Here is a 17,572-nt window from a genome sequence, read left to right on the forward strand (position 1 = left end):
GGACCATAGCTCAGTTGGTTAGAGCGCCACGTTGACATCGTGGAGGTCGGCGGTTCAAATCCGCCTGGTCCTACCAGATTAGTGAAAGACGCCCCGAGGCTCATGCTTCGGGGCGTCTTTCGTCGTGCGCGCATCATGGCGTGCCTGGCGCCGTGATGATGACGGCTCCGGTGGCGCGGGGCGCCACCGGAGTGATCGGCGGGCCGTGTGGTCAGTCGAGATCGCTGCGCTCGACGAATACCCGCACCAGGGCCTCCATGCCGGCCTGGTCGTCGGCGTCGAAGCGCCCGGCGGACGGGCTATCCAGGTCGAGTATGCCCCACAGCCGGTCGTTGGCCATGATCGGGATCACCAGCTCGGAGCGCGAGGCGGCATCGCAGGCGATGTGGTCGGCGATGGCGTGGACGTCTTCGACGCGCTGAGTCTCGCGCGTGCGCGCCGCGGCGCCGCAGACCCCCTTGCCGAAGGGGATGGGGTGGCAGGCGGGCTGGCCCTGGAAAGGGCCGAGCGATAGCACCTGCGGTTCGCGGTGCAGATAGAAGCCGACCCAGTTCAGGTCGGGCACCTGTTGCATGATGAAGGCGCAGGCCTGGGCGCTGTTGGTCAGCGCGTCGCGGGTGTCCAGCAGGGCATCGAGCTGGCGGGCGAGTAGCGAGTAGTCGGTCATGATGTTTCCTTCACAACGAGCGGGGCCGGCTCATTGGCCGGCCCCTCCTGGCATGCGTGCGAGCGCTCACCTTATTCGGCTTGCTCGGCTGTCTCGGGTTCGTCCTGGGTCCAGCCCTGGACGGCGGCGCCATCGAACAGCGCCTCGGCCTTGGCGGCGACCTCGTCGCTCTGGTAGGCGTCGACCAGCTGCTGGATCGCCTCGCGGTCCTTGTCGCTGGCGCGCACGGCGATGATGTTGACGTAGGGAGACTCGGGGCCTTCCTTGATCAGGGCATCGTCCAGGCTCAGGCCGGCCGGCTGGGCGAAGGTGTTGTTGATGAAGGCCATGTCCACATCGGGCAGCACGCGTGGCAGCTGGGCGGCCTCGATCTCGCGGAAGTCGAAGTCGTGGGGGTTCTCGACGACGTTCAGCGGGGTGGCCTCGAGGTTGGACGGATCGCCCAGCGTGATCAGGCCCTCTTCGTGGAGCAGGATCAACGAGCGACCCTCGTTGGTCGGGTCGTTGGGCAGGGCGATGGTCGCGCCATCCGGCAGCGCCTCGATGCTGTCGTATTGCTCGGAGTAGGCGCCAATCGGGTAGACGAAGGTGCGTCCGGCGATGGCGAAGTCGTAGCCACGATCCTCGACCATCGATTGCATGTAGGGCTCATGCTGATAGGCGTTGGCGTCCAGGCTGCCATCGGCCAGGGCGGCGTTGGGCGTGACGTAGTCGGTGAACTCGATGATCTCGACGTCCAGGCCGTGCTCGCGCTTGGCGATATCGACGGCCACCTGCATGACGTCGGTCTCGGGGCCGGCCACGGTGCCTACCTTGATGCTGTGCTCATCGGCACTGGCCGGGCCGAAGGCGAGGGCCGAGGCGGCGAGGCCGCCGATCAGGATGCTGCGCATATCGATGTCTCCCTATCGAGGCTGTCGTGAGGTTCGGGAATGATTGTAATGGAATAATGGCTACAAATGTAATTCTTTTTGGTTATTAATGGCCTCGCCTCACTTGTGGTCGCTCTTGCGCACCAGGTAGTCGCCGAGGCTCTGGAAGCCCTGCACCATGATGACCAGGATCACCACGGTGATCAGCATGATGGTGGGGTTGAAGCGATTGTAGCCGTAGCGGATGCCGAGGTCGCCCAGGCCGCCGCCGCCGACGGCCCCGGCCATGGCGGAATAGCTGACCAGGGTGACGATGGTCACGGTGAGGGCGGTGAAGATGCCGCCTCGGGCCTCGGGCAGGAGTACCTTGGCGATGATCTGCCAGGGTGTGGCCCCCATCGATTGGGCGGCCTCGATCAGGCCCGGCGAGATCTCGTTCAGGGCACCCTCGACCAGCCGTGCCACGAAGGGAATCGCGGCGATGGTCAAGGGCACGATGGCGGCATTGGTGCCGATCGATGAGCCGACCAGGCTGCGGGTGACGGGGATGATGGCCACCATCAGGATGATGAAGGGAACCGAGCGCCCGACGTTGGTGATGATGCCCAGTACGCCATTGAGGACCGGCTGTGCCAGGATCTGGCGCGGGCGGGTGACGTTGAGCAGCACGCCCAGGGGAATGCCGATCAGGGCGGAGATCAGGCCGGAGACCCCCACCATGTAGAGAGTATCGAGGGTGGCTTCGAGAATCAGTTCAAGCATCGCGCTGGACATGGCCGAGCACCTCCACCTTCAGGTCGTGGGTTTCCAGGTAGTCGATGGCGCGGCGGGTATCGTCCGCGTCGCCCATCAGTTCGGCGATCATCAGGCCCAGGGTGCGATCCTGGATCGATTCGACTTTGGCCTGGAGGATGCTGACGTCCACGCCGCATTCGCGAGCGAGTCGCGAGATCAGTGGCGTGGAGACGGTGTCGCCGGAGAAGGCCAGCCGCACCACCGGATGGGTGTGCGTGCCGGGGGCTTCCTCGAGTCTTTCGATCAGCGTGCGCGGTGGCTCGAGCTCGAGGAAGTCGTTGAGGAAGTCGCGGCCCAGTCGGGTGCCCGGCGCGGTGAAGAAGTCGCCGACATCGGCCTCCTCGACCAGCTCGCCACCGGAGATCAGGCTGACCCGGTGGCAGATGGTCTTGACCACCTCCATCTCGTGGGTGATCAGCAGGATGGTCAGGCCGAGCTGGTGGTTGATGTCCTGCAGCAGTTCCAGGATCGCGCCGGTGGTGTGTGGATCGAGCGCCGAGGTGGCCTCGTCGCACAGCAGCACCCGGGGGCGGCTGGCCAGTGCTCGGGCGATGGCCACGCGCTGCTTCTGGCCGCCGGAGAGCTGGGCCGGGAAGTACCGGGTCTTGTCGGCCAGGCCGACGAGTTCCAGAAGCGGCGTGATGCGCTCGCTGATCTCGGCCTTCTTGATGCCCATCAGTTCTAGCGGGAGGGCGACATTGTCGAAGACGTTGCGCGAGGTCAGCAGGTTAAAATGCTGGAAGATCATGCCCATGCGGTGCCGGGCCTGGTTGAGAGCGTCGCCGGACAGGCCGGTGAGCTCCTGGCCATCGACCGTCACGCTGCCCGTGGTCGGGCGCTCGAGCAGGTTCACACAGCGGATCAGGGTCGATTTACCGGCGCCGGACAGGCCGATCACGCCGTGAATCTGTCCCTTGGGCACGTGCAGGTCGACGGGCTTGAGCGCCTCGACGCCGCCGCGATTGCCCGGGGTGAAGTAGGTCTTGGATACGTTCTGGAGTCGAATCATCTGGGCCACCGGAGTGGCGCCGGGGAGGGGCGGGCGAGGCGTGCGAAGGGCGAAAAAAAGGCCACCCTAGACGGGTGGCCATCAACGCTGGACACACCCTTTTAGCTGCACTTCACACCGCAAGACTGGAAAGCCATGCGGCGTCGGCGCCCGCAATCCGGGTCCAAATCGGCGCCTTCAAAATGTGTGCGGAATCCTAGGGCTCGAACGGGTTTGTGTCAAACGTTTTGGTGCATGTGACGGGCGACTCGGCATGTTTTTGGTGAGAATATCTGGAAACACTCGACAGGCAGCAAGAATTGCTGTGCGTGGCGCTATGGCCACCACCGGTGGCGAGGCGCAAGGCGAGGCGTCATGGACGCATGGCGGAGCGTTTCCCTACACTAAGCACCTTCCCGCCCGACGGGGCGGCACGACACGAGAGGAAGGGCATGTTCACAGGCATCGTGCAGGGCGTCGCCGAGGTGGTGGCCATCGAGGAGGCGGAAGCCTTTCGGACCCATGTGGTGCGCTTGCCGGGCGCGTTGAGCGAAGGGCTTGAGATCGGCGCCTCGGTGGCGCACAACGGGGTCTGCCTGACCGTCACCGCCATCGACGGCGAGTGCGTCAGCTTCGATCTGATGCGCGAGACCCTGAGGGTCACTAACCTGGGCGAGCTCGGCATCGGCGGTCGGGTCAACGTGGAGCGTGCGGCGCGTTTCGGCGACGAGATCGGCGGCCATGCCATGTCCGGCCACGTCATCGCCACCGCCGAGCTGGTGACCCTCGACGAGGCACCCAACAACCGTCGGCTGTGCTTCGAGCTACCCGAGGCGCTTTGGCGTTTCGTGTTCGACAAGGGCTACATCGGCGTCGACGGTGCCAGCCTGACCATCGGTGAGGCGAGCCCGGCCACCGCCGTGCATGGACCGCGCTTCTGCGTCGACTTGATTCCCGAGACCCTGGCGCGGACCGTGCTCGCCGACCGCGTGTGCGGCGATCGCGTCAACATCGAGATCGATCCCCAGACCCAGGCGATCGTCGAGACGGTGGAGCGGGTCATGGCCTCACGCGGCGCCTGAGGCGTTCAGTGTGCGTTGGCCGACCGGCTGGCTAACGCAGCGGGCATCTCTTATACCTCAGACAGCCCCGCCGCCGCCTCGGTGGAGAGCGTCTCGCTTCGCCGGGCGCCTTCCGCTACCATGTGCGGCTTTTCTCGCACCCAGGACGCGAAATGCCGCGTAGGATGATTCTTCCATGTTCAACCGCCTGATCGACAATCACTTCAAACTCGCCGAGCACGGCACGGACGTGAAGACCGAGGTCATCGCCGGGGTCACCACCTTCCTGACGATGGCCTACATCATCTTCGTCAATCCGAGCATCCTTGCCGAATCGGGCATGGACTACGGGGCGGTATTCGTGGCGACCTGCGTCGCCTCGGCGCTGGGCTGTTTGATCATGGGCCTGTGGGCCAATTATCCCATCGCCCTGGCGCCCGGCATGGGCCTCAATGCCTTCTTCACCTATGGCGTGGTGATGGGCATGGGCTACACCTGGGAGGCGGCGCTGGGTGCGGTCTTCCTGTCGGGCTTCACCTTCTTCCTGCTCAGCATCTTCCGCATCCGCGAATGGATCATCAACTCGATCCCCATGTCCCTGCGCCTGGGTATCGCCGCCGGCATCGGCCTGTTCCTGGCGATGATCGCGCTGCAGAACGCCGGCATCGTGGTCGACAACCCGGCCACCTATGTGGCGCTGGGGGATCTCTCCGAGCCGTCGGCGCTCTATGCGCTGCTCGGCTTCTTCGTGATCACCGCGCTGGCCCACCTGCGCGTCACCGGCGCGGTGATGATCGGCATCCTCGGCATCACCGTGCTGTCGATCCTGCTCGGGCACAATGAATTCGGTGGTGTCGTCTCCCTGCCGCCCTCCGTCGCTCCGACGCTGATGCAGCTCGACCTGGCCGGTGCCTTCGATGTCGCCATGATCAGCGTGGTGTTCGCCTTCCTGTTCGTCGACCTGTTCGACACCTCCGGCACCCTGATCGGCGTCGCCCACCGCGGCGGCCTGCTCGACAAGCAAGGCAAGCTGCCGCGCATCGGCCGAGCGATGATGGCCGACAGCGGCGCCTCCATGGCGGGTGCCGCCCTGGGCACCTCCACCACCACCAGCTACATCGAATCCACCGCCGGCATCATCTCCGGCGGGCGTACCGGGCTGACCGCGGTGGTGGTCGGCGTGCTGTTCTTGATCAGCCTGTTCTTCTCGCCGTTGGCCGGCTCGATACCGGTCTATGCCACCGCCGGGGCGCTGCTCTACGTGGCGGTGCTGATGGCCGGAAGCCTGGCGCACGCCGACTGGGACGATGCCACCGAGGCGGCACCGGTACTGATCGCGGCGCTGGCCATGCCACTGACCTTTTCCATCGCCGAGGGCATCGCCCTGGGCTTCGTCAGCTATGCCGCCATCAAGGCCCTTGCAGGTCGCTTCCGCGACCTGAATCCGGCCGTGGTGGTACTGGCGCTGGTCTTCAGCGCCAAGCTTCTTTTCCTCGACTGACACCGACCGACGAGAATCGCGATGAGCATTTACGGCGACTACATCAAGTCCGTCATCCGCACCGTGCCCGACTGGCCGCAGCCCGGGGTCAACTTCCGTGACATCACGCCACTGCTGCAGAACAGCGCGGCCTTCCGCAAGCTGGTCGACAGCTTCGTGCACCGTTATCAGGAGATGGACCTCGATGCCATCGCCGCCATCGATGCGCGGGGCTTCATCGTCGGCGCGCCGCTGGCCTACGAGCTGGGCTGCAGCTTCGTGCCGGTGCGCAAGAAGGGCAAGCTGCCGTTCAAGACCATCAGCGAGACCTACACCCTGGAATATGGCGAGGCCGAGGTGGAGTTGCACAGCGATGCCTTCCGCGAGGGTGACCGCATCCTGGTGGTCGATGACCTGATCGCCACCGGCGGCACCATGCTGGCCGCGGCCAAGCTGATCACCCGCAGCGGCGGGCAGGTAGTCGAGACCGCCACCATCGTCGACCTGCCGGACCTGAACGGTGCGGATCGTATTCGTGAGGCGGGTTACAACGTCTTCGCGGTCTGCTCTTTTACCGAAGACGAGTAACGCATCATGAGCCATCGCTATCACCAGCACTTCATCGTCTCCTGGGACCAGCTGCACCGGGACGTACGCGAACTCTGCCATCGCCTGGTCGAGCGCGACTTCGCGGGCATCATCGCGATCACCCGCGGTGGGCTGGTCCCGGCGGCATTGATCGCCCGAGAGCTCAACGTGCGGCTGATCGATACGGTCTGTATCAAGAGCTATGAGGGCCAGGATCAAGGCACGCTCGAGGTCATGAAGGGTGTCGACCACGACGGCGAAGGCTGGCTGCTGGTGGATGATCTGGTCGACACCGGAAAGACCGCGCACAAGGTGCGCGAGATGCTGCCCCGGGCGCATTTCGTGACCGTCTATGCCAAGCCGGATGGGCGCCCGCTGGTCGATCAGTACCTCACCGAGGTGGCGCAGGATTGCTGGATCCAGTTCCCTTGGGATATGGGCGTGACCTATGTCGAACCCCTGGCCGACCGGATCAAGCGCTGAGCGATGAATCGTCCGTTACCCGACAGTTGGCAGCGCTGGCTCGGCGAGGAATTCGCCGCGCCCTATATGCAGTCGCTGCGTGATTTCCTGGCCGCCGAGAAGGCCGCCCGCAAGGTCATCTATCCGCACTCTGACCAATGGTTCCGGGCCTTCGAACTGACGCCATTGGATCGGGTCAAGGTGGTGATCCTGGGGCAGGACCCGTATCACGGGGCTGGCCAGGCCCATGGTCTGTGCTTCTCGGTGCGCCCCGGCGTGCGGACGCCGCCTTCGCTGGTCAATATCTACAAGGAGCTGGCGACCGACATGGGCTGCGCCCCCGTCGAGCATGGCTATCTGGAACATTGGGCACGCCAGGGCGTGCTGCTGCTCAATACCTCGTTGACGGTGGAGCAGGGCAGCGCCGGCTCTCACCGTGGCCGCGGCTGGGAGACCTTCACCGACCGGGCCATCGCCACGGTCAACGAACATGCCGGGCCCACCGTCTTCCTGCTGTGGGGCAGCCATGCCCGCAAGAAGAAGGCGCTGATCGACGAATCCCGCCACCTGGTGTTGGAGGCGCCGCATCCATCGCCGCTGTCGGCCTACCGGGGCTTCTTCGGCAGTCGGCACTTCTCGCGCGCCAACGCCTTTTTGGCCGAACAGGGGCGCGAGCCGATCGATTGGCAGTTGCCGGCGACCCCGGAATGAGAGGCGCCATTCCTGGCGCATCATGGTTCGCCGGGAATGGGCTGTCCCGCGATATTCCGCCCCTGTAGCGCGTTTTTCTCCGACGATGGCGCCATCTCGCCCGAGCGCTCATGATCGCCTTAACCTGGGGGCGGCTTGCGGGTAGAATGGCGCGCGATTTTGCGCACGCCTCGCGTGCGACTACGCTTGCCCACGAACCCCCACGCCCCGAAGAGGTCCGCCCATGAGTGTCCACGCCATCCAGCATCCCCTGGTCCAGCACAAGCTGGGGTTGATGCGCGAGGCCGGTATCAGCACCAAGAGTTTTCGAGAACTGGCCGGCGAGGTGGCCAAGCTGCTGACCTACGAGGCGACCCAGGACCTGGAGCTCGAGGTCAGTGAGCTCGACGGCTGGAGCGGCGAGAAGATCCCCGTTCAACAGCTCAAGGGCAAGAAGACCACCATCGTGCCGATCCTGCGCGCCGGCCTCGGCATGCTGGACGGCGTCACCGATCTGATCCCCAGCGCACGGATCAGCGTGGTCGGCCTGTACCGCGACGAAGAGACCTTCGAGGCGGTGCCTTACTTCTCCAAGTTCGCGGGCGAGCTGGACGAACGCATGGCCATCGTCATCGACCCGATGCTGGCGACCGGCGGGACCATGGTGGCGACGCTGGACATGCTGCGTGAGCGTGGCTGCCAGCAGATGAAGGTGATCGTGTTGGTGGCGTCACCCGAGGGCCTCGAGCGCGTCCAGGCGTCCTATCCCGATATCGAAATCTATACCGCCGCGGTGGATGAGCGCCTCGATGAGCATGGGTATATCGTCCCGGGGCTGGGTGATGCGGGCGACAAGATCTTCGGTACCCGCTAATTCGGTGTTTCGCCGGGCCGGCTCCGGTGAGTCTGAGCGTGCTGACTCATCGGGGCTCGTGGCATCGCCTCGTCATGTTCGAAAACGATCATTGAGCGATGCCGTGGCGTCACCTGCCTGTCCATGGATCGTGAGTTCCTACCCTTTGACCAAAGTTTAATCGTTGGATAAAAGCCATAAGAATCAATATGTTGAATAATTTATTCGGGGCATGATTCGCTCGGGTTAGCTTTTTTCGGTTGTTTACATTTGTTGACGTCTTCGAAACTCGGTTAGGGTTCTCCTAAGCGCTTGTGTAGACCGTCAACAACAATACAGCCGAGAATGGTATGTCGCTAATCCTCGAAAACATCGACCGCCTGGTCGGTGGCGAGACGTACATCAACGACGTCAGTCTCGAACTTCAGCCGGGGTCGTTCAATGCACTGCTTGGGCGCACCCTGTCGGGCAAGACCTCTCTCATGCGCCTCATGGCGGGTCTCGATGCTCCCACCCGCGGGCGAGTGTGGATGAACGGCGAGGATGTCACGGGGCGTTCGGTGCGCAAGCGCAACGTCTCGATGGTCTATCAGCAATTCATCAACTACCCGAACCTCAGCGTCTACGACAACATCGCCTCGCCGTTGCGGCTCGCCAGGGTCAAGCGGCGCGAGATCGATCGCCGGGTGCGGGAGATCGCCGAGATGTTGCATATCGCCCCCTTCCTGGATCGCCTGCCCCTGGAGCTTTCCGGGGGGCAACAGCAGCGCACCGCCATGGGCCGGGCGTTGGTCAAGGATGCCGACATCATCCTCTTCGACGAGCCGTTGGTGAACCTCGACTACAAGCTCCGCGAGGAGTTTCGTGACGAGTTGCGAGCCGTCTTCGCCGAGCGCAACTGCATCGCCGTCTATGCCACCACCGAGCCCGCCGAGGCCCTGGCGCTGGGCGGCAATAGTGCCGTGCTACATGAGGGGCGGCTGGTGCAGTACGGCCGCACGGAAGAGGTCTATCATCGTCCACGCACCATCCTGAGCGCCGAGATGTTCTCCGAGCCGCCGATCAACATCATCGACGGCTGCGTGTCCGGCACCGAGGTCACCTTCGACAGCGGGTGGCATTTCCCGCTCGACGACGATCTACGCGCGCTTCCGGCGGGCGAGTATCGCTTCGGCGTGAGGGCCTCGCACATCTCGCTGACGCCGCAGGCCGGGGATGACATCGAGATGCGGATGAGTGTCGACCTGGCCGAGATCAGCGGCTCCGAGACCTTCCTGCATGTGCATAACGAACGCGTCCATTTGACGGTACACCTCGCGGGCGTGCACGAGTTTTGCGTCGATGCGCCCGTGACGCTCTACGTCCCGACCCACAAGGTCTATGTCTTCGACCGTGAGGGCGCGGTGGTGCATATCCCGTCTCATCTGGGAGGCATCTGAAATGGCCGAGATCGCCCTGAAGTCCCTGGCCCATAGCTACCTCGACGCTCCGGGATCACCGCAGGACTACGCCATCCGCGAGATGGACCACGTCTGGCACCAGGGCGGGGCCTATGCGCTGCTCGGGCCTTCGGGCTGTGGCAAGTCGACCCTGCTCAACATCATTTCCGGCCTGTTGGAGCCGACCCGCGGCGACGTGCTGTTCGATGGCGAGCGGGTCAATGCGCTGCCCCCCGAGGCGCGCAACATCGCCCAGGTTTTCCAGTTTCCCGTCATCTACGACACCATGACGGTCTACGACAACCTGGCCTTCCCGCTACGCAACGTGAAGACACCGGCGGCCCGCGTCCATGAGCGGGTGATGGAGGTCGCCGAGGTGTTGGAGCTGACGCCGCAGCTCAAGCGCAAGGCCAAGAACCTCACCGCCGACGAAAAGCAGAAGGTCTCCATGGGCCGTGGGCTGGTGCGCGACGATGTCTCGGCGATCCTCTTCGACGAGCCGCTCACCGTGATCGATCCGCAGCTCAAGTGGAAGCTGCGCCGTAAGCTCAAGGAGATTCACCAACGCTTCGAGATCACCATGGTCTATGTCACCCACGACCAGCTCGAGGCGTCGACCTTCGCCGACAAGATCGCTGTGATGTACGAGGGGCAGGTGGTCCAGTTCGGTACGCCTCGAGAGCTCTTCGAGACGCCCAACCATACGTTCGTAGGCTACTTCATCGGTAGCCCGGGGATGAACTTCCTCGAGATCACCCTGCGCGACGACCGCGTGAGGGTCGGCGACTCGGCGCTGGAGGTGGAGGAGGGCATGCGGCGCGCCATCGAGGCCGCCCCTTCGGCCAACGTCAAGCTGGGGATTCGTCCCGAGTTCATCGAGGTGCACGAGGCGCCGGTAGCGGGTGGCATCGAGGCCAGCGTCGAGCACATCCAGGATCTCGGCACCTATGCCATCGTCGACCTGCGACTCGGCGATACCTCCCTCAAGGCACGGGTCGAGGAAGACCAGTCGCCGCCGACCGGACGCGCCTACCTGCGCTTTCCCGCCGCTCGCCTCGGCCTGTACGTCGACGAATATCGCGTGGAGATCGACCATGACGAAAGTCCGTAACAACCACGCCTGGTGGTTGATCCTGCCCATGCTGCTGTTGGTGGCCTTCTCGGCCATCATCCCGCTGATGACCGTGGTCAACTACTCGGTTCAAGACGTCTTCGACGCCAACACGCGTTTCTTCACGGGCACCGAGTGGTTCAGGGAGATGCTCAACGATCCGGCCCTGCAGGCGGCGGTACTGCGTCAGTTCGCCTTCTCGCTGACGGTGCTGGCCATCGAAGTGCCGTTGGGGATCGGCATCGCGCTGCTCATGCCCAAGAAGGGCTGGCAGGCCTCGGCGGTGCTGATACTGGTGACCATGCCGCTGCTGATCCCCTGGAACGTGGTGGGTAGCATCTGGCAGATCTTCACCCGCGGCGATATCGGTTTGATGGGCTGGAGCCTGCGTGAGCTGGGCTATGGCTACAACATCACGGCGAGCCCGGTGGATGCCTGGGCGACCATCATCCTGATGGATGTCTGGCACTGGACGCCGCTGATCGCGCTGCTGTGCTATAGCGGGCTGCGTTCGATTCCCGATGCCTACTACCAGGCGGCGCGCATCGATCGGGCCTCGCAGTGGTCGGTGTTTCGCTACATTCAGCTGCCCAAGCTGACCAATGTGCTGGTGATCGGCGTGCTGCTGCGTTTCATGCACTCTTTCATGATCTATGCCGAGCCCTTCGTGCTCACCGGCGGGGGGCCCGGCAGCTCGACCACCTTCCTCAGCCAGTCGCTGACCACCATGGCCATCGGCCAGCAGGATCTCGGTCCTTCCGCGGCGTTCTCGCTGATCTATTTCCTGATCATCCTGCTGGTCAGCTGGGTGTTCTACACCGCGATCATGAACATGCAGAAGGACAAGCCGGATGGGGGAGTCTGAGATGACCGATTCGACGAGCAACAGCCCCGCTGCCGATGCCCGGCGTCGCCGTCAGGCGCGCCCGGTGACGCGCCAGTGGCGCAAGCGTGCCCTGATGGCGACGTATATCGTCTTCGTGCTGCTGCCGGTCTACTGGCTGCTCAACATGTCCTTCCAATCCAACACCGAGATACTAGGCGGGCTGACCCTGTGGCCCGAGGACTTCACCCTCGAGCATTACGCGAAGATCTTCACCGACGCGAACTGGTACATGGGTTATGTAAACTCCATTACCTACGTGGCGATGAACATGGCGATCAGCATCGTGGTGGCCCTGCCGGCGGCCTATGCCTTCAGTCGCTATCAGTTCATCGGCGACAAGCATCTGTTCTTCTGGTTGCTGACCAACCTGATGGCGCCACCGGCGGTGTTCCTGCTGCCGTACTTCCAGCTCTACTACACGGTCGGGCTCTTCGACACCCATGTCGCCGTGGCCCTGGCGCACTGCCTGTTCAATATCCCCCTGGCGGTGTGGATCCTCGAAGGCTTCATGAGCGGGGTGCCCAAGGAGATCGACGAGACCGCCTTCATCGACGGCTACAGCTTCCCGCGCTTCTTCGTCCGCATCTTCGTGCCCATGATCAGCTCGGGGATCGGCGTCACGTTGTTCTTCCTGTTCATGTTCTCCTGGGTCGAGCTGCTGTTGGCCAGCACGTTGACCGCGACCAATGCCCAACCCATCGCCTCGGTCATGACCCAGACCAAGGGAGCCTCGGGGATCGACTGGGGGACCTTGGCAGCGGCCGGCGCCTTGACCATCCTGCCCGGCATCGTCGTCGTCTATTTCGTTCGCAATCATATCGCCAAGGGCTTCGCCCTCGGGCGGACCTGAGGAGGCTGAGGTATGGAATGGATGGTCTGGACCACGCCGACCCTGGTCTTCTTCCCGGTCATCGCCGCGATCCTGGCCGGGATGACCGTCTGGGAGATCGCCTCGCCCTCGATCGAGCGTAGAGGGTTCTTGCCGATCGCGACCACGCGGGGGGATCGACTCTTCATCGGCCTGCTGAGTGCCGCCTATCTTCATCTCATGGTGGTGGGATTCACGCCGTTGAGTATCTGGATGGCCCTGGCAGCCTCGATCCTCTGGATGCTGGTGTTGATGCGCTGGGGCTGACCGAATGCAGGGAGCCGAAGGTTCATGGAAGAACGATCACAACAAACGATGAGGTCTATATGAAAGCGACAACAATGCGACTCTCTCTGCTGGCGGCCAGTGTGATGCTGGCGAGCGGAGCGCTGCAGGCCGACGATCATGATGCTCGGGCCATCGCCGAGCGCCTGGTCGATGAGCATTTTCAGGATTCGACGCTGACGCGAGAGCAGCAGATCGAGGAGCTGCTGTGGTTCGCCGAGGCGGCGGAGCCCTTCCGGGGCATGGAGATCAACACCGTCGCCGAGGGCCTGACGACGCATACCTACGAGCGTGACGTGCTCGCCGAAGCCTTCAGCGAACTGACCGGCATAGACCTCACCCACAACATCATCGGCGAGGGTGATGTGGTGAATAACATGCAGACCCAGATGCAGTCGGATCGCAACATCTACGATGGCTATGTCAACGATACCGACTCCATCGGCACGCATATTCGTTATGGCACGACCGTGAATCTGTCTCGGGCGATGGACAACGAATGGGCCGACTATACGCTGCCGACCCTGGCGCTCGATGACTTCATCGGCTTGCAGTATGGCACCGGGCCGGATGGCAGCGTCTATCAGCTACCGACCCAGCAGTTCGCCAATCTCTACTGGTTCCGCTATGACTGGTTCCAGCGTGAGGACCTGCAGGATCAGTTCCGCGAGATCTATGGCTATGACCTGGGCGTGCCGACCAACTGGACCGCCTACGAGGACATCGCCGAGTTCTTCACCGAGCATGTCGGCGAGATCGATGGCACCCGGGTCTACGGCCACATGGATTACGGCCGTCGTGACCCCTCGCTGGGCTGGCGCTTCCACGACTCCTGGCTTTCCATGGCCGGCATGGGGAGCCCCGGCGTGCCATTCGGCAATCCGGTGGACGACTGGGGTATCCGCGTCAACGAGCAGAGCCAGCCGGTCGGGGCCAGCGTGTCGCGCGGCGGGGCCACCAACTCGCCGGCCTCGGTGTTTGCCGTGACCAAGATGGTCGACTGGCTCGACGCGTATGCCCCGCCCGAGGCCAGCGGCATGACCTTCGGCGAAGCCGGCCCGGTGCCGGCCCAGGGTAACGTCGCCCAACAGATGTTCTGGTACACCGCCTTCACGGCGGACATGACCGCCCCCGAGCTCCCGGTGACCGACGCAGAGGGCAACCCGAAATGGCGCATGGCGCCGTCACCCACCGGGCCCTACTGGGAAGACGGCATGAAGATCGGTTATCAGGACGTGGGCGGCTGGACCTTCTTCGACTCGACCCCGGAGGACCGCCGCACCGCCGCCTGGCTGTTTGCGCAGTTCACGGTCTCCAAGACGGTGTCGCTCGAGAAGCTGATGGCCGGCCTCACGCCGGTTCGGCAGTCCGATATCTTCTCCGAGCAGATGACGGAAATGGCACCCAAGCTGGGTGGTCTGGTGGAGTTCTACCGCAGCCCCAACGAGTCCAGCTGGACGCCATCCTCCACCAACGTGCCCGATTATCCGCGCATGGCTCCGCTGTGGTGGCAGAACCTGTCGCCCGCCGTCAGCGGCGATATCTCGCCCAAGGAGGCGCTCGATAACCTGGCCGGTGACCTGGACAGCATCATGTCGCGCCTGGCACGGGCCAAGGTGTTCGAGACCTATGCGCCGAACCTCAACGAGGAGCGGGATCCCGAGTACTGGCTCTCCCAGGATGGGGCACCCAAGGCCAGGCTCGACGACGAGATGCCGCAAGGCCAGACCGTGCCCTACGACGTCATGATGGAGGAATGGATGTCCGCCGGTACGCGGTGAGGTACACGGCACGCTAGCGGCTCTCTGCCGCGACACTCGAGCCCCGCTGAGTTCACGCTTGGCGGGGCTCTGCATGTCAGCCATCCCATCGGTTGACCCTGGGCGCTACGCCGCTCGGCGCGCTACCCCGGCGTGTCGAAGTTGGTAGAATACCGCGCGATCGATTGCCCGATGACCCGGAGTTCCAGATATGAGCAATAATGCGGCGGCCGCCGTCTCCCCGGCCGATTCTCCCCTGCGCACCCTGGTGGTCGGTGCCCAGATGCTGTTCGTGGCCTTCGGCTCGTTGGTGCTGGTGCCGCTGCTGACCGGCCTCGATCCCAACGTGGCGCTGTTCACCGCGGGCATCGGCACCCTGGTGTTTCACGCCGTGACCCGCAACAGCGTGCCGGTCTTTCTGGCCTCGTCGTTCGCCTTCATCGCCCCCATCCAGGGTTCGGTGGCGAGCTTCGGGGTGTCGGCGACCCTGGGCGGGCTGCTGGCCGCGGGGCTGGTCTATGTGCTGCTCTCGCAGATCGTGCGGCTCAAGGGCACGGTCTGGCTGCATCACCTCCTGCCACCGGTGGTGGTGGGGCCGGTGATCATGGTGATCGGCCTGGCGCTGGCGCCGGTCGCGGTGGACATGGCCACCGGCGGCACCAGCGAGGCCATCGGCTATGGTCGTGCCATGCTGCTGTCCATGGCTAGCCTGCTGGTGACCCTGGTGCTGGCGGTGTTCGGTCGCGGCATGATCCGGCTGATCCCGATCCTCGGCGGTATCGCCACCGGCTACGCGATGGCCGCGTTGATGGGCGTGGTCGACTATTCCCCGGTGCGTGATGCGGCTTGGCTTGCATGGCCTGAGTTCGTGGCGCCGAGCTTTCACTGGGCCGCGGTGCTGTTCATGATCCCGGTGGCGATCGCCCCGGCGGTGGAGCATATCGGCGACATGATCGCCATCGGCTCGGTGACGCGTCGCAACTACCTGGACAAGCCCGGGCTGCATCGCACGCTGCTGGGCGATGGCCTGGCGACCTGCACATCCTCGTTGTTCGGCGGGCCGCCCAATACCACCTATTCCGAGGTCACCGGGGCGGTGACCCTGACCCGTGCCTTCAATCCGCGCATCATGCTGGTCACCGCGGTGATCGCCGTGTTGCTGTCCTTCCTGGGCAAGCTCGGCGCCGTGCTGCAGACGATTCCCGCCCCGGTGATGGGCGGCATCATGACGCTGCTGTTCGGCTCCATCGCGGTGGTCGGCATGAACACCCTGGTGAGGGCCGGCAAGCCGCTGACCGCGCCGCGCAACCTGGTGGTGGTGTCGCTGATCCTGGTCTTCGGCATCGGCGGCATGCAGCTCGGCGGCGGCCAGTTCACCCTGCAGGGCGTGGGGCTCGCGGCATTGGTGGGTATCCTGCTCAACGCCATCCTGCCGCGCGCCGAAGAGGAGTAGCGGCCGCGGTAGGACGTGTCGCCGGCTGACCCGCCTTCGAGGGGGCGGCGAGGGTGGTTTGGCAGGGTGGGAGGCTTTGGTCTACATTTCTATAAAATGTAGACATTAAATGGAGCGTCTCCCCATGAGCGAGATCACCCCCATGACCTGGGACGACCCCCTGCGGCTGGCCGACCAGCTCGATGACGACGAGCGGTTGGTGCAGCAGACCGCTCATGACTATTGCCAGGAGCAGCTATTGCCACGGGTCCTGGAGGCCAACCGGCATGAGCACTTCGAACGCGAGATCATGACCGAGATGGGCGCGCTCGGCCTGCTGGGAGCGACCCTCGAGGGCTATGGCTGCGCCGGCCTGAACTACGTGAGCTATGGGCTGATCGCCCGCGAGGTCGAGCGGGTCGACTCCGGCTACCGCAGCGCGATGAGCGTGCAATCGAGCCTGGTGATGTACCCGATCCATGCCTTCGGCAGCGAGGCCCAGCGCGAGAAGTATCTGCCGAAACTGGCCAGCGGCGAGTGGGTCGGCGCCTTCGGCCTCACCGAGCCCGACCACGGTTCCGACCCCGGGGCCATGTCGACCCGCGCCACGCGCACCGCCCAGGGCTGGCGGCTCAACGGCACCAAGACCTGGATCACCAACGCGCCGATCGCCGACGTCTTCGTGATCTGGGCGCGGGACGAGCAGGGCGTGGTCCGCGGGTTCGTGCTGGAGCGCGGCATGGCCGGGCTATCGACGCCGACGATCGAGGGCAAGTTCAGCCTGCGCGCCTCGGTCACCGGTCAGATCGTGCTTGAGGACGTGGAGGTCGGCGATGAGGCCCGGCTGCCCGACGTCAGTGGTCTCAAGGGGCCCTTCTCGTGTCTCAACCGTGCCCGTTACGGCATCGCCTGGGGCAGCATGGGTGCCGCCGAGGCGTGCTGGCATGCCGCCCGGTCCTATACCCTGGAGCGTCGGCAATTCGGCCGCCCGCTGGCCGCCAATCAGCTCATCCAGAAGAAGCTCGCCGACATGCAGACCGAGAGCGTCCTGGGCCTTCAGGCGGCGCTGCGAGTGGGGCGGATGATCGATGCCGGCCAGCTGGTGCCCGAGACGATCTCGCTGATCAAGCGTAACAACGCCGGCAAGGCGCTGGACATCGCCCGCACGGCCCGCGACATGCACGGCGGCAACGGCATCAGCGACGAGTATCACGTGATCCGTCATGTCATGAACCTCGAGGCGGTCAACACCTACGAGGGCACCCACGACATCCACGCGCTGATCCTGGGGCGTGCCCAGACCGGCCTCCAAGCGTTCAGCTGTTGAGGATGTCG

At 64.3% G+C, this 17,572-nt stretch carries 18 protein-coding genes; 14 read left to right on the forward strand and 4 right to left on the reverse strand.

The window, feature by feature from the left end; all coding sequences use genetic code 11:
- Window positions 1-211: 211 nt before the first annotated feature.
- From ETC07_RS00010 to ETC07_RS00025, 4 genes are all read right to left on the reverse strand, one after another.
- Window positions 212-667 (reverse strand): GAF domain-containing protein, encoded by a 456-nt coding sequence (locus tag ETC07_RS00010; RefSeq protein WP_136246496.1) that lies wholly within the window; start codon window positions 665-667, stop codon window positions 212-214.
- Window positions 668-738: 71 nt separating this feature from the next.
- Window positions 739-1,560, reverse strand: a complete 822-nt coding sequence (locus ETC07_RS00015) for a MetQ/NlpA family ABC transporter substrate-binding protein (RefSeq protein ID WP_136246497.1) — start codon at window positions 1,558-1,560, stop codon at window positions 739-741.
- Between the two features lie 99 nt (window positions 1,561-1,659).
- Window positions 1,660-2,313, reverse strand: coding sequence for a methionine ABC transporter permease (locus ETC07_RS00020; RefSeq protein WP_136246498.1), 654 nt, complete (start codon window positions 2,311-2,313; stop codon window positions 1,660-1,662).
- The gene (locus tag ETC07_RS00025; RefSeq protein WP_136246499.1) at window positions 2,294-3,343 is read right to left on the reverse strand and encodes a methionine ABC transporter ATP-binding protein; all 1,050 of its coding nucleotides are present in this window, start codon (window positions 3,341-3,343) and stop codon (window positions 2,294-2,296) included. Before ETC07_RS00025 ends, ETC07_RS00020 begins: the two co-directional genes overlap by 20 nt.
- Window positions 3,344-3,774: 431 nt before the next feature.
- On the opposite strand from ETC07_RS00025, the gene ETC07_RS00030 reads away from it, so the two are divergent.
- The 14 genes from ETC07_RS00030 (at window position 3,775) to ETC07_RS00095 (ending at window position 17,564) form a co-directional block, all read left to right on the forward strand.
- Window positions 3,775-4,404, forward strand: a complete 630-nt coding sequence (locus ETC07_RS00030; RefSeq protein ID WP_136246500.1) for a riboflavin synthase subunit alpha — start codon at window positions 3,775-3,777, stop codon at window positions 4,402-4,404.
- A 175-nt stretch (window positions 4,405-4,579) separates the two neighbouring features.
- Window positions 4,580-5,884 carry an NCS2 family permease gene (locus tag ETC07_RS00035; RefSeq protein ID WP_136246501.1) on the forward strand — a complete coding sequence of 435 codons (1,305 nt, stop codon included), beginning with the start codon at window positions 4,580-4,582 and terminating at the stop codon, window positions 5,882-5,884.
- 21 nt (window positions 5,885-5,905) lie between these two features.
- Window positions 5,906-6,451, forward strand: a complete 546-nt coding sequence (locus tag ETC07_RS00040; protein WP_136246502.1) for an adenine phosphoribosyltransferase — start codon at window positions 5,906-5,908, stop codon at window positions 6,449-6,451.
- Between the two features lie 3 nt (window positions 6,452-6,454).
- A complete protein-coding gene (gene gpt / locus ETC07_RS00045; protein ID WP_136246503.1) occupies window positions 6,455-6,934 on the forward strand; it encodes a xanthine phosphoribosyltransferase in 480 nt (159 codons plus the stop codon).
- Window positions 6,935-6,937: 3 nt separating this feature from the next.
- Window positions 6,938-7,624, forward strand: a complete 687-nt coding sequence (ung, locus tag ETC07_RS00050) for a uracil-DNA glycosylase (protein WP_136246504.1) — start codon at window positions 6,938-6,940, stop codon at window positions 7,622-7,624.
- 223 nt (window positions 7,625-7,847) lie between these two features.
- A complete protein-coding gene (gene upp / locus ETC07_RS00055) occupies window positions 7,848-8,477 on the forward strand; it encodes a uracil phosphoribosyltransferase (protein ID WP_136246505.1) in 630 nt (209 codons plus the stop codon).
- 329 nt (window positions 8,478-8,806) lie between these two features.
- Entirely contained in the window at window positions 8,807-9,895 is a 1,089-nt protein-coding gene (locus tag ETC07_RS00060; protein WP_136246506.1) for an ABC transporter ATP-binding protein, read from the forward strand.
- A gap of 1 nt (window position 9,896) precedes the next feature.
- On the forward strand, window positions 9,897-11,006 hold the full coding sequence (locus ETC07_RS00065) for an ABC transporter ATP-binding protein (protein ID WP_136246507.1): 1,110 nt from the start codon (window positions 9,897-9,899) through the stop codon (window positions 11,004-11,006).
- Window positions 10,990-11,871: a carbohydrate ABC transporter permease gene (locus tag ETC07_RS00070; RefSeq protein ID WP_136246508.1), complete on the forward strand. Its 882-nt coding sequence runs from the start codon at window positions 10,990-10,992 to the stop codon at window positions 11,869-11,871. The genes ETC07_RS00065 and ETC07_RS00070 overlap by 17 nt, the downstream gene beginning before the upstream one ends.
- Window position 11,872: 1 nt before the next feature.
- Window positions 11,873-12,742: a carbohydrate ABC transporter permease gene (locus ETC07_RS00075; RefSeq protein ID WP_240724512.1), complete on the forward strand. Its 870-nt coding sequence runs from the start codon at window positions 11,873-11,875 to the stop codon at window positions 12,740-12,742.
- 12 nt (window positions 12,743-12,754) lie between these two features.
- Window positions 12,755-13,027, forward strand: a complete 273-nt coding sequence (locus tag ETC07_RS00080) for a DUF2160 domain-containing protein (protein WP_136246509.1) — start codon at window positions 12,755-12,757, stop codon at window positions 13,025-13,027.
- 59 nt (window positions 13,028-13,086) lie between these two features.
- Window positions 13,087-14,826, forward strand: a complete 1,740-nt coding sequence (locus ETC07_RS00085; protein WP_136246510.1) for an ABC transporter substrate-binding protein — start codon at window positions 13,087-13,089, stop codon at window positions 14,824-14,826.
- A 190-nt stretch (window positions 14,827-15,016) separates the two neighbouring features.
- Window positions 15,017-16,258 (forward strand): uracil-xanthine permease family protein, encoded by a 1,242-nt coding sequence (locus ETC07_RS00090; protein WP_136246511.1) that lies wholly within the window; start codon window positions 15,017-15,019, stop codon window positions 16,256-16,258.
- A 124-nt stretch (window positions 16,259-16,382) separates the two neighbouring features.
- A complete protein-coding gene (locus ETC07_RS00095; protein WP_136246512.1) occupies window positions 16,383-17,564 on the forward strand; it encodes an acyl-CoA dehydrogenase in 1,182 nt (393 codons plus the stop codon).
- Window positions 17,565-17,572 lie beyond the last annotated feature (8 nt).

The sequence above is a fragment of the Halomonas borealis genome (genome assembly GCF_004798905.1).
GTDB lineage: Bacteria > Pseudomonadota > Gammaproteobacteria > Pseudomonadales > Halomonadaceae > Halomonas > Halomonas borealis.

Bases quoted from the DNA above. Each gene is read 5' to 3' on its own strand.
- ETC07_RS00015 (WP_136246497.1), bottom strand. From the start codon at position 1,560: ATGCGCAGCATCCTGATCGGCGGCCTCGCCGCCTCGGCCCTCGCCTTC.
- ETC07_RS00095 (WP_136246512.1), top strand. From the start codon at position 16,383: ATGAGCGAGATCACCCCCATGACCTGGGACGACCCCCTGCGGCTGGCC.
- ETC07_RS00080 (WP_136246509.1), top strand. From the start codon at position 12,755: ATGGAATGGATGGTCTGGACCACGCCGACCCTGGTCTTCTTCCCGGTC.
- ETC07_RS00020 (WP_136246498.1), bottom strand. From the start codon at position 2,313: ATGTCCAGCGCGATGCTTGAACTGATTCTCGAAGCCACCCTCGATACT.
- ETC07_RS00060 (WP_136246506.1), top strand. From the start codon at position 8,807: ATGTCGCTAATCCTCGAAAACATCGACCGCCTGGTCGGTGGCGAGACG.
- upp (WP_136246505.1), top strand. From the start codon at position 7,848: ATGAGTGTCCACGCCATCCAGCATCCCCTGGTCCAGCACAAGCTGGGG.
- ETC07_RS00040 (WP_136246502.1), top strand. From the start codon at position 5,906: ATGAGCATTTACGGCGACTACATCAAGTCCGTCATCCGCACCGTGCCC.
- ETC07_RS00075 (WP_240724512.1), top strand. From the start codon at position 11,873: ATGACCGATTCGACGAGCAACAGCCCCGCTGCCGATGCCCGGCGTCGC.
- ETC07_RS00070 (WP_136246508.1), top strand. From the start codon at position 10,990: ATGACGAAAGTCCGTAACAACCACGCCTGGTGGTTGATCCTGCCCATG.
- ETC07_RS00035 (WP_136246501.1), top strand. From the start codon at position 4,580: ATGTTCAACCGCCTGATCGACAATCACTTCAAACTCGCCGAGCACGGC.
- ETC07_RS00090 (WP_136246511.1), top strand. From the start codon at position 15,017: ATGAGCAATAATGCGGCGGCCGCCGTCTCCCCGGCCGATTCTCCCCTG.
- ETC07_RS00065 (WP_136246507.1), top strand. From the start codon at position 9,897: ATGGCCGAGATCGCCCTGAAGTCCCTGGCCCATAGCTACCTCGACGCT.
- ETC07_RS00025 (WP_136246499.1), bottom strand. From the start codon at position 3,343: ATGATTCGACTCCAGAACGTATCCAAGACCTACTTCACCCCGGGCAAT.
- ETC07_RS00030 (WP_136246500.1), top strand. From the start codon at position 3,775: ATGTTCACAGGCATCGTGCAGGGCGTCGCCGAGGTGGTGGCCATCGAG.
- ung (WP_136246504.1), top strand. From the start codon at position 6,938: ATGAATCGTCCGTTACCCGACAGTTGGCAGCGCTGGCTCGGCGAGGAA.
- ETC07_RS00085 (WP_136246510.1), top strand. From the start codon at position 13,087: ATGAAAGCGACAACAATGCGACTCTCTCTGCTGGCGGCCAGTGTGATG.
- ETC07_RS00010 (WP_136246496.1), bottom strand. From the start codon at position 667: ATGACCGACTACTCGCTACTCGCCCGCCAGCTCGATGCCCTGCTGGAC.